Here is a 13,644-nt window from a genome sequence, read left to right on the forward strand (position 1 = left end):
GGTTGTCCGCCCGACCTTTGCTTCCCCCGAAACGAGAGGATCCCGCGCCGCGATGGATTTCATGTTCGCTCTGCTGCCCTGGATTACGGCTTTGCACGTGATCTCGGTAATCGCCTGGATGGCGGCACTGCTCTATCTGCCGCGGCTCTATGTCTACCACGCGCAGGTCGCGCCCGGATCGGAGACCAGCGAGACATTCAAGGTGATGGAACGCCGCTTGTTGAAGGCGATCGGGACACCGGCAATGATCGCTGCGTTGATCTTCGGTTTGATCCTGCTCGGCCAACCTGGAATTCTCGAGCAGGGCTGGGTTCACGCGAAGCTGCTCCTGCTGCTGGGGATGTTCCTAATTCACGGCCTCTACGCGAAGTGGCGCAAGGATTTCGAGGCAGACCGCAATACACGGACGCACACCTTCTATCGTTGGATGAACGAAGTCCCGACGATACTGATGATCGCTATTGTTCTCCTTGCCGTCGCCAAGCCCTTCTAACCAAAGCGATATCTCAGGCAGATCCTCTTAGCGCCACCTCTGGGCCAGCCTCCAGGGCATAGAGGCGCTGCGATCCAAAACCCTTGATTTCCATCTCGCCGAGGTCGCGGGCGCGGAACTCGGTGCGGATCAGTTTCCAGGTACTGTCGGTGATGAGGATCTGCATGGGTTCGGCCAGCTCCTCGAGCCGGGCGGCGAGATTCACGCCGGGCCCGAAGATGTCGTAGACGTACTTCTGCACGCCGACGATGGAGCCGATGACAGAGCCGGTGTGGATGCCTATGCGGCAGCGCCAGGTCTGTTTGTGCTGGGCATTGCGTCGCTCGATGAAGCGCACGAAGCGCAAAGCGACATTGGCCAAGGCCTGGGCATGGTCGGGCGAGAGTTCGGGCAGACCGCAAACCGCGACATAGGCGTCTCCGATTGTCTTGAGACGCTCCGCGCCGAACTCGTCGACGATACGGTCGAAGGCGGTGAAGATGTCGTTCAGTTCACCGATCAGAGCGGTGGGGTCGTGGCTCAACGACATTTCGGTGAAGTCGACGAAATCGAGCATCAGCACACTGGCCGCCTCGAAACGAGTCGGCGTGGTCACGCCGAAGGTCTTCCATTCTTCGTAGACGCTGCGCGGCATGATGTTGAGCAGAACCTTCTCCACCCGCTCCTTCTCCTTGCGCAGGTCGCGGTTCTGTCGCTCGACCATCTGTGCGTAGGACTCGATCATGTACTCCAGCTCACGCAGCTTCGAGATGTTCTGCGCTTCCAGGAAGATCGCCGCTGGGTTCTCGGTGGCCAAAGAGAAGGTGAGCGCCAGGTTGATCGTGCGGCGCTTGGGTTTGATCTCCAACTCGACGGTGTGGCTGCGTCCGGCGTCGAGCCCTGCCTCCAGTCCTGCCCGATCGATCTGGCTCAGAAGGCCTTCCGGGATCTGCCCTGGCTCGGCATCCGGAAACCACTCGGCTAGGCGGCGGTTGCGGAACACCAGGCGCAGGTCTTTTCGATCCAGCACCGCCAGCCCCACCCCGACGGAATCCACCAGCACTTGCCGGAACAGGGTGAAGTCCAGGAATGCCGGGGCGCTGTCGCCGGCTCCGGCCGCTTTACCCAGGAGCAGTGAGGCCGCCGGTATCTCCGAACCGTCGGTCATGGCCGAGTGATCACGTAAGGGCGACGCCGTTCGATTCCCTCCATGACCAGACCGATGTTGTCTGGCGCAAAGTCGAAATCCAGAAGCGTCTCACGCAACAGACGGGCCATCTCGTCGAAGTGGTTGGGATCGATATCCAGATGGGCGTGAAGCTGCCGCAACTGACGGTCGCTGTAGCAAACCGGTCCGCCGAGGGCCTGAGAGATGAACTTGGTTTGGTGGTCGATCAGCCGGCGCATATCGACCTCATCGAAAAACGCGCCGATCACCTCGGAGTCCAGGACCTTGTCGTAAAAGGCCATGACCACCTTGCTGATGGCGGCAAAACCACCGTAGCGCTCGAAGGCTGTGGCGGGCATCCAGGGCAACCGCGTGCATCGTTGAGATGCCTATGATGGGGCCGGTTACGTTTCGATTGCACCACTCAATAGTGGCAAATATCCCATTGGGGTTATTCGGCTCGGGCGGCGTGGCGTGCTTGACGCCAGCAGCAGTCTCGGTCATAAAACTTCCGGTGCAGGCGGCTTGTCCGTCAAGCGCCGCCTTCCCACCTTGTAGCGCAGAACAGCGGCCCGCCAAGGGACCCGTCCGCGAATCTCGCTCGGCACCGCCTGCCATCCGGTAGGCACCGGCCGCCGAGGCGCCCACCCAAAACCGGTTCAGATCCACGGTCCGAGCGCCATCTCCACCGTCTAAGGCCTCGCCCTGTGGCCCCGTCATCTGATTGCAGACAATCGAGCCCGTGTCTCCGGGCAGCCGCAGCCGAAACAGTCCCGATCCCTCAGTCCATCGTGAATCCGCCATGAATCTCCAAGAATTGAAGAACAAGTCTCCTGCAGAACTGCTCGCTTTTGCCGAGGAGTTGGAGATCGAGAACGCGTCGACCTTGCGAAAGCAGGACATGATGTTCGCGATCCTGAAGCAGTTGGCCGAGAACGAGGTCGCGATCTTCGGATCCGGCGTGCTGGAGCTCCTGCCTGACGGTTTTGGGTTTCTACGGTCGCCGGAGGCCAACTACTTGCCGGGCCCGGACGACATCTATGTCAGCCCGAGCCAAGCGCGGCGGTTCGGCCTGCGCACCGGCGATACGGTGGAGGGTGAGATCCGCAGCCCGAAGGAGGGCGAGCGCTATTTCGCTCTGCTTAAGGTCAACACCATCAACTTCGACTCGCCGGAGAAGGCCCGACACCGGATCAACTTCGACAACTTGACGCCGCTCTATCCGGATCAGAAGATCACGCTGGAGATCGAGGATCCCACGAAGCCGGACATGACGGCGCGGGTGATCGATCTGACGGCGCCGATCGGCAAGGGTCAACGCGCCCTGATCGTGGCGCCGCCGCGGACCGGCAAGACGGTGATTCTCCAGAATCTGGCGCGCTCGATCGCCGAGAATCACCCCGAAATCTACCTGCTGGTGTTGTTGATCGATGAGCGGCCGGAGGAAGTGACCGACATGGACCGGTCGGTCAAGGGCGAGGTGGTTTCCTCGACCTTCGACGAACCAGCTCAGCGTCACGTCCAGGTCGCCGAGATGGTGATCGAGAAGGCCAAGCGACTGGTCGAGCACAAGAAGGACGTGGTGATCCTGCTGGACTCCATTACCCGCTTGGCCCGGGCCTACAACACGGTGGTGCCGAGTTCCGGCAAGGTCCTGACCGGTGGTGTCGATGCTAATGCGCTGCAGCGGCCCAAACGTTTCTTCGGCGCGGCGCGCAACATCGAGGAAGGCGGCAGCCTCACCATCATCGGAACGGCACTGATCGACACCGGCAGCCGTATGGACGAGGTGATTTTCGAAGAGTTCAAGGGCACCGGCAACTCCGAGATCGTGCTGGATCGCAAACTGGCGGACAAGCGTACCTTCCCGGCGATCGACATCGGAAAGTCGGGGACCCGTAAGGAAGAGCTGCTGGTCGACAAGGGCATTCTCAGCAAGATGTGGGTCCTGCGTCGTATCCTCATGCCGATGGGCGTGACCGACTCCATGGATTTCCTCGTGAAGAAGTTGAAAGAGACCAAGAACAACAGTGACTTCTTCGACTCGATGAACCAGTAGACCACTGCGGCGAACGGGGATGCGCGCCTATCTCGCCGGCCCGGACGTTTTCCTGCCAACCGCATCCGAAGTCGGTGCCGATAAAGTTGCGCTATGCCGTGCTTATGGTTTTGACGGGCATTTCCCTCTCGATGGCAGCCTCCGGCCGGATGAGCCGACTCTCTACGATCAGGGCTTGGCCATCTACCGGGCCAATCTTCAGATCATGGCCGCCTGCGATCTGGCCTTCGTGAATCTGACACCCTTCCGGGGACCCAGCGCAGACGCCGGCACGGTCTTCGAACTTGGCTGGCTGGTTTCAGCCGGCAAGCCCGTCTTCGCCTATAGCAGCGACACGAGACCCTACACTGCACGGGTGACTCCCGATGCTTACGCGATCGAACGTCATCAGATGCACGACAATCTCATGCTTGACGCCGCTGTGGCGGAGCAAGGCTGGCACATCGTTGCGGTTCCGGAACCAGATGCCGCCGAGCCTTTGGCGGCGCGGGCGGCCTTCGAGCAAGCTGTGCAGCTTGCCGCGACTCGCTTTTCCAGGTCGGGATCGCTTTAAACTCGCCAGAAACCGCAAATTAAATAAATAAAACAATACTTTACTTCTCTTTCCCGCTGACTCGACGAGCCAGCTGATAGAAGGCAGGCGAGGTCCGCAGCAAAGCGACGAAACGGCCGCGGCGGGTGCGTGGCACGGCAGCGCGCCGGGTCATGCGATAGAGCAGGAAGATCAAGAAGAGGCCGTGCAGGATGGACGTGTAGGCGAAGAAGGCCGGCGCCCCGAACCAGCCCATGATCTGAGACGCTGCCAGCGGACCGACCGTCGCGCCCAAGGCGTACATCAGGATCAGCGTCGCTGACAGCTCGACCCGGTCGGCATCGCCGGCGTGATCGTTCCCATGGGCGATCGAGAGTGAATAAAGCGGAATGGCGAAGGCACCGAAGAGGAAGCCGCCTGCCAGGACCACGTTGGCGGAAATCCCTCCCGAGACTGTCAGCCAAACCCCTGCCGCTGCGGCGCCGACAGATGCCAGAATCAAGACCCAGCGTCGGTCGAGGCGGTCGGACAGCCAGCCGAGCGGATACTGACTGAGTGCGCCTCCGGCGATCGCCAGCGACATGAAGAGCGCGAGCTGCTCCAGATCCAATGCCGTTTCCTGGGCATAGACCGGTCCAACCGTGCGAAAGGCGCCGTTGGTCAAGCCGATGGTGATGCAGCCGATACAGGCCACGGGGGAGAGTTTCCAGATTCTCGCTACATCGAGCCGTGGACTGGTCGGCGGCGCTGGACTGGTCTGGCGGGACAGACTGATCGGTAAGAGCGCGAGGCAGAACAGGATCGCGACGACGGCGAAGATCGCGAAGGTCTCGGCTCCGATGGCCGGAAGAAGAAACTGCCCGCCGGTGACGCAGCTGAGATCGACGATGCGATAGACGGAGAGCACGCGACCGCGCTCGCTCGCGCCGGCCCGGCTGTTGAGCCAGGACTCCACCACGGTGGCGAGGCCGGCGAAAGCGAAACCGGTCAGGGCCCGGCTGGCCAACCACACCAGGGGGTCGATCGCCAGGACAAGTACGAGGGCCGCCACGGCGCCGAGCGATGCCAGGGCGGCGAAGACGCGAATATGCCCGGCGCGCAGAATCAAACGCGGAGTGATCAGGCAGGCGCCGATGAAGCCGGCGAAATAGACCGTGCCCAGCAGACCCACGGTTTGCGGGGAGAAGCCCTCGAGATTGGCGCGCACGGCCACCAGCGTTACCAAAAGTCCGTTGCCGGCCAGAAGGATGCCGGCCGATAGCAGCAGTGGCAGCAGCCCGATCCAGCCATCGCGGCCGAGGGATCCCGTCGTGCGGCGGTCCGCCGGCGTGGCGTCGGTCATTGCGATGTCCGTGAACGGTGGGCGGGATAAATCCCGGTGAACTTTTTCTAACGGCCGGACAGCGGCGCGGCATTTCCCGTAAGTGTGACGAACATCACAAGGCCGATCCAGATTTCCCGCTTTCTTCTTTGATGGTTAAGGCGCAGCGCATAGGTTTACTGTATGCAAACTGACCTATGGGGTAAGTCAGTGGTCGCAGTTGCCGATCGAGCGGAAAACGGCGCGTCGAACGGAGCCGATTTCAGTGTGCGCTTCTGGGGTGTGCGCGGGTCCATCGCCTGTCCGGGTGCCGAATACCAGACCTATGGCGGCAATACCTCCTGCCTGGAGGTGCGCTGTGGTCCGCATGTCTTGATTTTCGACGGCGGCACGGGTCTTCGACCGCTTGGTTTGCATCTGATGCAGAACGGCGGCGCGGCCTCCGAGGGCAGTGAGATCGATATCTTCCTGACCCATACCCACCACGATCACATTGCCGGTATCCCCTTCTTCGCACCGGCCTTCTGCGGCAAGAGTCGGATCCGGTTCTGGGCCGGTCATCTCAAGCCGGAGTCCAGCCTGCATACGGTCTTATGCAAGTTCATGGCTGCGCCGTTGTTTCCCGTGCCGCCGGCGATTTTCGGTGCCGACGTCGCCTATCAGGATTTCGAAGCTGGGGAGACTCTATCCCCCTACCCCGGTGTCAAGCTGCGCACGGCGCCGCTCAACCATCCGAACCGTGCGACCGGCTATAGGATCGACTACGGCGACCGAAGCATCTGCTACGTGACCGACACGGAGCATGTGGCGGGTCAGCGCGATTCGAATATCGTCGAACTCATCCGCGGCGCCGATCTGGTCATCTACGACTGCAGCTATACCGACGAAGAATATGCGGCGAAGTACAAGGGCTGGGGCCATTCGACCTGGCAAGAGGGGATCCGTCTCTGTGAGTCGGCCGAGGCTGGGCGCCTCGCAATCTTTCATCACGACCCCAGTCACGACGATGATTTCATGAATCGCATCATGGCGGAGGCGCAGGCTGCCCGCCCCGGAACCGTGGTGGCGCGCGAGGGCATGGTGCTGACGCCGTGAGTAAGCGGGGTGCCGAGCGCGCGGCACAGCGTTTGCGCCTGATGGGTCTTCAGACCTTGATCGGCGGTGGACCAACGCAGGGTTTTTTCATTCCCTACCGCTATGCGGATCGACTGCCTCGGCGGTCTGAACGCCCGCCCTACGCAGCCGTAGCGGCGATTTTCGAAGCCGCCAAATCGGACTTTCTGACGCTGTTCGATCGGCTGGACAGCTACAGCGACGCTCTGCAATCCATCGGCGTGGAGGCACAGCCCCCCAACCCGCGTTGGGACCAGGACTGGTTCCCGCGGCTGGATGCCGGAGTTGCCTATGTCTTCGTGCGCGATCGAACGCCCCGGCGGATCGTCGAGATCGGATCCGGTCACTCGACGCGCTTCTTCGCGCGGGCGGTCGCGGACGCTGGCCTTGCCACACGGATCGACGCCATCGATCCTGCGCCTCGGGCTGATCTGGCCGGCTTGCCGGTCACGTTACACCGCACGACTTTGCAGCGGGTAGACCTGTCGCTGTTCGACGAACTGGCCGCCGGAGACATCGTTTCCATCGATTCCAGCCATATCCTGATGCCTGGCACCGACGTGGACTTGTTTCTGGGCCAGATCCTGCCGCGCTTGCCGGACGGTATGTTGCTGCACGTCCACGATATCTTCCTGCCGGATTTCTATCCGGCCGTCTGGGAGTGGCGTGGATACAACGAACAGCAGGCCTGGGCGCCGCTTCTGGCGCTCAAGGCCTTCCGTCCGCTCTGGTCGAGCCACTGGGCCTCGACCCGCCTCACGAGCCGCCTGGCGCAGAGCGTCGCCGCACGTCTGCCGCTACGGACAGGCGCATTCGAGTCGAGCCTGTGGTTGGAAAAATTCGGACACGCGGATCAGACCGGATAGCGAACGGCCGTCCCTCTCTGCCAGTGTATCCGACCGCAGTTCGCTCTAGCTGACGCCCGGCGTTCTCAAGACCTCGCGCGCCGGTCACGTGCTTGTGCGTCGACTGTGTATAATAAGACGCCCCATATGCCAGCGCTGACGAGGAGAGAGGCACTATGTCTGTGACTCGGGAAAGTCATGCTGGCGGCTTGCGCGTAGCGGTGGAGCCGGCCTCGCGCCGCTTCGGTATGCCGTCGCTTCGGCCTGCTCAGGAACTTCTTCTGCCGCCGAGGGTGCGTGAGGCCATAGCTCAGCAGGAGGATCGTTCAGAGCGGCTGATCGGCTGGATCCAACTGGCGATCGTCGTGACTTTTGGCCTGCTGTATCTTGTGACCCCGACGACCAGCGGTCCCGACGCGCCGTTTCGCCCGGTTCCCTACATCCTCGGCACTTACCTGGCGCTGACCTTGATCCGCATCGCCTGGTCCTACCGCGCGCGCTTGCCCGACTGGTCGCTGGCCTTCTCGGCGCTTTTCGACATCGGTCTTCTGATGTTGCTGATCTGGTCGTTCCACCTTCAGTACGATCAGCCCCCCTCCTTCTATCTGAAGGCTCCCACCCTGCTCTACGTCTTCATTTTCATCGGTCTTCGTGCGTTGCGTTTCGATCCGCGCTTCGTGCTGATCACCGGTGTGATGGCGGCTGTCGGCTGGGGCGGGATGATCGTCATCGTCGTCGCGTCCGAGGGTGGCGAAATGATGATCACCCGGGACTATGTGGAATACATGACGGCGAACGCCATTTTGTTGGGCGCAGAGTTCGACAAGATCATCTCGATCTTGATGGTTACGCTGATCCTCTCCGTGGCACTGGGTCGCGGGCGCGAGCTGTTGGTGCGGTCGGTCGCCGAGGGAATCGCCGCCAAGGAGCTGTCTCGCTTCTTCGCGCCCGAAGTGGCCCAGCACATCAAGGGTGCGAAGAAAACCATTTCGGCTGGCGAGGGTCAGCTTCGCGAGGCGGCGGTGGTTTTTCTCGATCTGCGCGGGTTCACGTCTCTGGTCGAGCAAGAGGCGCCGGCGGGAGTCATGGCCTTGCTGTCAGACTATCAGGCACGCATCATCCCGATCCTGCAGCGGCATGGAGGCTCGATCGACAAGTTCCTGGGCGATGGGATCATGGCGAGTTTCGGGGCTGCGGAACCCAGCGCGACCTATGCCGCAGATGCTCTCGGGGCGCTGCAGGATGTGTTGGCGGAAGCCGAGGTTTGGCAAGCCGAGCGAGCGGCGGCGGGTCGCCCGGCGCCCAGGGTCAACGGAGCCGTAACGACGGGCACGGTCCTCTTCGGGGCTGTCGGCGATGAGAGCCGATTGGAAATCACCGTAATCGGCGACCCCGTAAATCTTTCGGCCAAGCTCGAGAAGCATAACAAGATCAGCGGTACCCGGGCTCTCGCCACCACGGAAGCTTTCGCCCGGGCGCAGGCTCAGGGTTATGCCGGCGTCACGCCCGTGAGGGATCTTGCTGCCGAGGTTGTGGAAGGAGTCGTGGAGCCGCTCGATTTGGTCGTTCTGGCTGAGTAAACCCGCTGCTTCCCGCGTTAGACCTCGAGACCGAAGCCGGAAGCGATCCTTGGGCTCCTCTAGCCTCCGCCGGGGGACGGGTCCGATTGACTGAGCCGGTGAAGCACGTCGTCGAGTTGCTCGAGGGTCTTGTAGTGGATCCCCAGGGTGCCACCTTCGCCGCGCAGATCGATCGTCACCTTGAGACCCAACATGGCGGAGAGATCCCGCTCCAACGCCAGGGTGTCGGCGTCTTTTTCCTGAACCTTGCTAGCGGTCGGCGTGCGGGGTTTGCTGCTTGTGCCCTTGGTCTCGCCCGCAAGACGCTCGGTTTCGCGCACCGACAGGCCTTTTTCGGCGACTTTCGCGGCGAGGCTTCCGGGATCGGCGGTGCCCAGGAGAGCCCGCCCGTGACCGGCTGACAGGCGCCCGTCCTCGAGGTAACCGCGGACCTCGTCCGGCAGATTAAGCAGGCGCAGCGTATTGGCGATGTGCGGCCGGGACTTGCCGATCAGACGCCCCAAATCCTCTTGGCTATGGTCGAATTCCTCCATCAGGCGCTTGTAGCCTTCGGCCTCTTCCAAGGGATTGAGGTCTTGGCGTTGGACGTTTTCGACGATCGCCAGTTCCAGGGCGGTCGAATCATCCAGCTCGCGGATGACGACCGGAACCTCATGGAGCTGCGCGCGCTGAGCGGCGCGCCAGCGGCGCTCGCCGGCGACGATCTCGAAGTCGCTGGGCCTGTCGGGATGGCGGCGAACCAGGATCGGCTGCAGGATTCCCTGTTCCCGGATCGAAGCGGTCAGGGAGTCGAGCGGCTCTTCATCGAAGCGCGTGCGAGGCTGCACCCGGCTGGGGTGGAGACGTTCGATCGGGACTTGTTTGCTGGAGCGATGCCGGTCGAGGCTATCGTAGTCGTCGCCTTCCTCTCCAAGCAAAGCCGCGAGGCCTCGGCCGAGATTCGTGCGTTTGTCGGAACTTGGAGGCCCCGGCGGGGTGTCGCTCATAGCGCTCTCCCTAAATCCTGTGTCTTCGTGCCAATCCCTGGGGCGCCGTTCGTCGGAGCATCACGTCTTGGGATGCTATCTCTCAGGACGCCAGCGCGGTTGTTGCCTCTTCGCCCTCTTCGCGGCGCAGAATCTCTCCAGCGAGATGAACGTAAGCCTGGGCGCCAGCGCAGTTCAGATCATAGAGCAAAACCGGTTTGCCGTGGCTCGGCGCCTCCGAGACGCGGACGTTGCGCGGGATGACGGTGCGGTAGACACTGTCGCCGAGATAGCTACGGACATCTTTGGCGACCAGGTCGCAGAGGTTGTTGCGGCGATCGTACATGGTCAAGACGACGCCCTGCAGGGTCAGGGAGGGATTCAGCACACGCCGGACCCGCTCGATGGTCCGCAGCAGATGACTCAGACCCTCGAGTGCGTAGAATTCCGCTTGCAGCGGTACCAGGACCGCATCTGCCGCCACCATGGCATTGACCGTAAGCAGGCCGAGTGCCGGAGGGCAGTCGATAAGAACGTAGTCCCAACGGTCCCGCTCCTGCCGCAGCGCGCTCTGGAGGCGCGTATCGCGCCGCTCGGCAGCGACCAGTTCGATCTCGGCGCCGGAAAGGTCCACCGATGACGGCACGATGGACATGTTGGGGACCGGCGTCTCGACGACGCAGTCGCTCAGAGATGTGGCCCCCAGGAGGGCTTCGTAGATCGTCGGGCCGCGGCGGCGCCAATCGAGCCCGACGCCGGTCGAGGCATTGCCTTGGGGATCCAAGTCGATGATCAGAACCCGCTTTCCACAGGCCGCTAAGGCCGTGGCGAGATTGACGGCCGTGGTGGTTTTTCCCACACCGCCTTTTTGATTGGCAATGGCCAGAACGCGCGGACCGGAGTGCGGCGTCCTCGCTGTCAGATTTTCGATATCTTGTAGGTTCACGGCAGGGGTCCCTCTAGCCGTAGGATGCATCCGGCTGGGTCGCTTCGACTCGGGACGCGGTCGCATCTATCTTGAAGGGCTTTCGGGAGCTGGGTCAATTCGTCTCCAACGCCCCTGCCCTTCAGGAAGAGGCATAGCCCATCGCTTTTCAGAAGAGGTCGCGCGTGGGCGACGAGTGCAGGCAGGGGCGCGAGCGCGCGCGCCGTGACGATATCGACGTGAAGGTCGTGCAAGGTTTCAATCCTGCAGCAGTGGATGTCGGCGGTGGCACCGGTTTCTCGCAGAACCTGACGCAAGAAAGTGGCCTTCTTCTGGTCGGACTCGACGAGGTGAACATGGCCTGCTCCGCAGAGAGTCAGAACCAGGCCTGGAAAGCCGGCACCACTCCCGAGATCCGCAATGGTCAGCTCGTCGCGGAGGGGCAGCAGCGGCAGAAGCTGCGCAGAATCCAGCATGTGACGGCGCCAAAGATCCGGAAGTGTCGCCGGGCCGACCAGATTGATCGCGCGGTTCCACTTGACCAGGAGATCAGCATAGATCTGCAAGCGGACCATCGTTTCACGTGAAACACCCGTTTCGCGTTGAAACTCGATCGACCCATAGGTCTCGGCAGGGAGAGCCGCTGTCATGGCTACGTCTTACGCCCCTTCCCTCTCAGCGACAAGACGACTTCAAATGCCGGATGGCTGTGGACAGCGGGGAAGATGGGGGCAGCTTCGTCCTGTTTCACGTGAAACAGGACCGGAGACGATCGGTATCCTAGGCAGCCGACTCTGCCGGCGACTTTCGCTTTACATGGCGGAGCAAGGCGACCAAAGCAGCCGGTGTCACGCCCGGTATCCGGCTGGCCGCGCCAAGCGTGTCCGGACTCGCCGCCGCAAGTTTCTCGCGAACCTCGTTTGACAGACCATGAACCTGGCCATAGTCCAGATCTTTGGGCAGCGACAGAGCTTCATCCCGGCGGAATGCACGAACGTCCGCCTCCTGGCGATCAAGATAGCCGCTGTAGCGAGCATCGATCGCCAGTTGCTCCGAAACTGCCGGTGCGACCTGGCCCAGCTCGGGCCAATAGCTGGCCAAACGCGGAAAATCGATGTCCGGATAACGCAGCAGCTCGAACGCGCTCCGGCGCACCCCGTCCCGGTTGATGGTGAAACCCGCCCGGGAAAGTTCGTCTGGCGTTGCCGTTAGCTGGTGCACTTGCGCCCGGGCGGCTTCCAGAGCCGCCCGCTTTGCTTCGAAACCTACGGCACGATCAGGGCCAACGCAGCCGAGCGCGACACCTTTTGGTGTCAGCCGCTGGTCGGCGTTGTCGGCTCGCAGGCGCAGACGGTACTCGGCGCGACTGGTAAACATGCGATAGGGTTCGGTCACGCCCCGAGTCACCAAGTCGTCGATCAATACGCCGGTGTAGGCCTCGGCTCGATCCAGGCGCCAGGGCTCGGACCGTCCACCGCAGGCGAGCGCGGCGTTCAGTCCCGCAATGAGGCCCTGCGCGGCGGCCTCCTCGTAGCCGGTCGTACCGTTGATTTGGCCTGCCAGATAGAGACCGGGCAAGCGACGCGTCTCCAGAGCGGCTGTGAGCTCGCGAGGATCGACGTGGTCGTACTCGATCGCATAGCCGTGCTGGAGGACGGCTGTCCGCTCCAGTCCGGGAATGGTTTTGAGAAAGGCATCCTGGACGTCCGCCGGCAGCGAGGTGGAGATACCGTTCGGATAGACCGTGTCGTCGTCTAACCCTTCGGGCTCCAAGAAGATCTGATGTCGGGCACGCTCGGCGAAACGTACGACCTTATCCTCGATGGAGGGACAATAGCGGGGTCCTGTCGAATCGATCTGGCCGGAATAGATTGGAGCCCGATGGAGATTCTCGCGGAGGAGCATGTGCCCGTGCGCATTGGTGTAGGTGATGTGGCAAGGAATTTGCGGAACCGTGATGCGCTCCGTCAGATAGGAAAACGGCTCCGGTGGGTCGTCGCCTGGCTGAACCTCCAGGATCGACCAGTCGATCGTTCGACCGTCGAGCCGGGGCGGCGTGCCGGTCTTGAGGCGCCCAAGCGCGAAACCGAAACGCTCGAGTGTGAGCGCCAGTCCCACGGCGGGTGCCTCGCCGACGCGGCCTGCGGGAATCCGAGTTTCACCTCGATGGATCAGCCCGCGCAGAAAGGTTCCCGTGGTCAGGACGACAGCCGCCGCGGCAATTTCTTCGCCGGTCGCGGTAATCACGCCGCCACAGCGGTTGGCGCTGTCAAAGCGGAGATCGGCAACTTCGGCTTCATAGAGCTCCAGGCTCGGCTGCTCGGCCAGCAGCGCCTGAACCGCGCGTAGATAGAGTGTTCGGTCGGCTTGCGCCCGTGGCCCTCGGACAGCCGGCCCCTTTCGGCGGTTGAGCAACCGATACTGAATGCCGGCTCGGTCGATCGCGCGACCCATGAGTCCATCCAGCGCGTCGATCTCGCGCACCAGATGACCTTTTCCCAAACCGCCGATGGCCGGGTTGCACGACATGATGCCGACTGTCGCCCGCTTGTGCGTGATCAGGAGGGTTTGGGCGCCGAGCCTCGCTGCAGCCGCAGCGGCTTCGCAGCCTGCGTGCCCGCCCCCGACAACGATGACATCGACCTTCCGCATCGAGGGAAGATG

13 protein-coding genes are annotated in these 13,644 nt (G+C 62.4%); 6 read left to right on the forward strand and 7 right to left on the reverse strand.

The features are described 5' to 3' along the window. Nucleotides 1–52: 52 nt before the first annotated feature. On the forward strand, nt 53–493 hold the full coding sequence (gene hemJ / locus DBZ32_RS11880; protein WP_119167359.1) for a protoporphyrinogen oxidase HemJ: 441 nt from the start codon (nt 53–55) through the stop codon (nt 491–493). A gap of 13 nt (nt 494–506) precedes the next feature. Here hemJ and DBZ32_RS11885 read toward each other — a convergent pair whose 3' ends face one another. Beyond that, nucleotides 507–1,640, reverse strand: coding sequence for an adenylate/guanylate cyclase domain-containing protein (locus DBZ32_RS11885; protein WP_119167360.1), 1,134 nt, complete (start codon nt 1,638–1,640; stop codon nt 507–509). Then, nucleotides 1,637–1,999 (reverse strand): group I truncated hemoglobin, encoded by a 363-nt coding sequence (locus DBZ32_RS11890; protein ID WP_119167361.1) that lies wholly within the window; start codon nt 1,997–1,999, stop codon nt 1,637–1,639. Before DBZ32_RS11890 ends, DBZ32_RS11885 begins: the two co-directional genes overlap by 4 nt. A gap of 443 nt (nt 2,000–2,442) precedes the next feature. Between DBZ32_RS11890 and rho the strand changes: the two genes are divergently transcribed. Further along, nucleotides 2,443–3,699 (forward strand): transcription termination factor Rho, encoded by a 1,257-nt coding sequence (gene rho / locus DBZ32_RS11895; protein WP_119167362.1) that lies wholly within the window; start codon nt 2,443–2,445, stop codon nt 3,697–3,699. A gap of 19 nt (nt 3,700–3,718) precedes the next feature. Then, nucleotides 3,719–4,252 (forward strand): nucleoside 2-deoxyribosyltransferase, encoded by a 534-nt coding sequence (locus DBZ32_RS11900; RefSeq protein WP_119167363.1) that lies wholly within the window; start codon nt 3,719–3,721, stop codon nt 4,250–4,252. Between the two features lie 40 nt (nt 4,253–4,292). Here DBZ32_RS11900 and DBZ32_RS11905 read toward each other — a convergent pair whose 3' ends face one another. Beyond that, nucleotides 4,293–5,573, reverse strand: a complete 1,281-nt coding sequence (locus tag DBZ32_RS11905; protein WP_119167364.1) for an MFS transporter — start codon at nt 5,571–5,573, stop codon at nt 4,293–4,295. A gap of 246 nt (nt 5,574–5,819) precedes the next feature. On the opposite strand from DBZ32_RS11905, the gene DBZ32_RS11910 reads away from it, so the two are divergent. The 3 genes from DBZ32_RS11910 (at nt 5,820) to DBZ32_RS11920 (ending at nt 9,090) form a co-directional block, all read left to right on the forward strand. After that, nucleotides 5,820–6,647 carry an MBL fold metallo-hydrolase gene (locus tag DBZ32_RS11910; protein WP_235830158.1) on the forward strand — a complete coding sequence of 276 codons (828 nt, stop codon included), beginning with the start codon at nt 5,820–5,822 and terminating at the stop codon, nt 6,645–6,647. Then, nucleotides 6,644–7,531 carry a class I SAM-dependent methyltransferase gene (locus DBZ32_RS11915; RefSeq protein WP_235830159.1) on the forward strand — a complete coding sequence of 296 codons (888 nt, stop codon included), beginning with the start codon at nt 6,644–6,646 and terminating at the stop codon, nt 7,529–7,531. The genes DBZ32_RS11910 and DBZ32_RS11915 overlap by 4 nt, the downstream gene beginning before the upstream one ends. 155 nt (nt 7,532–7,686) lie before the next feature. Then, nucleotides 7,687–9,090 carry an adenylate/guanylate cyclase domain-containing protein gene (locus tag DBZ32_RS11920; RefSeq protein WP_208539201.1) on the forward strand — a complete coding sequence of 468 codons (1,404 nt, stop codon included), beginning with the start codon at nt 7,687–7,689 and terminating at the stop codon, nt 9,088–9,090. 59 nt (nt 9,091–9,149) lie between these two features. Here the strand turns inward: DBZ32_RS11920 and DBZ32_RS11925 are convergent, their stop codons facing one another. From DBZ32_RS11925 to mnmG, 4 genes are all read right to left on the reverse strand, one after another. Next, on the reverse strand, nt 9,150–10,076 hold the full coding sequence (locus DBZ32_RS11925) for a ParB/RepB/Spo0J family partition protein (protein ID WP_119167366.1): 927 nt from the start codon (nt 10,074–10,076) through the stop codon (nt 9,150–9,152). Nucleotides 10,077–10,158: 82 nt separating this feature from the next. Continuing rightward, complete coding sequence (locus tag DBZ32_RS11930; RefSeq protein WP_235830160.1) at nt 10,159–11,001, reverse strand: ParA family protein; 843 nt, start codon at nt 10,999–11,001, stop codon at nt 10,159–10,161. Next, nucleotides 10,998–11,630: a 16S rRNA (guanine(527)-N(7))-methyltransferase RsmG gene (gene rsmG, locus DBZ32_RS11935; RefSeq protein ID WP_119167368.1), complete on the reverse strand. Its 633-nt coding sequence runs from the start codon at nt 11,628–11,630 to the stop codon at nt 10,998–11,000. Before rsmG ends, DBZ32_RS11930 begins: the two co-directional genes overlap by 4 nt. 130 nt (nt 11,631–11,760) lie before the next feature. Next, nucleotides 11,761–13,632 (reverse strand): tRNA uridine-5-carboxymethylaminomethyl(34) synthesis enzyme MnmG, encoded by a 1,872-nt coding sequence (mnmG, locus tag DBZ32_RS11940; protein ID WP_119167369.1) that lies wholly within the window; start codon nt 13,630–13,632, stop codon nt 11,761–11,763. Between the last annotated feature and the right edge of the window lie 12 nt (nt 13,633–13,644).

It is taken from the genome of Algihabitans albus (assembly GCF_003572205.1).
Taxonomy (GTDB): Bacteria; Pseudomonadota; Alphaproteobacteria; order Kiloniellales; family DSM-21159; genus Algihabitans; species Algihabitans albus.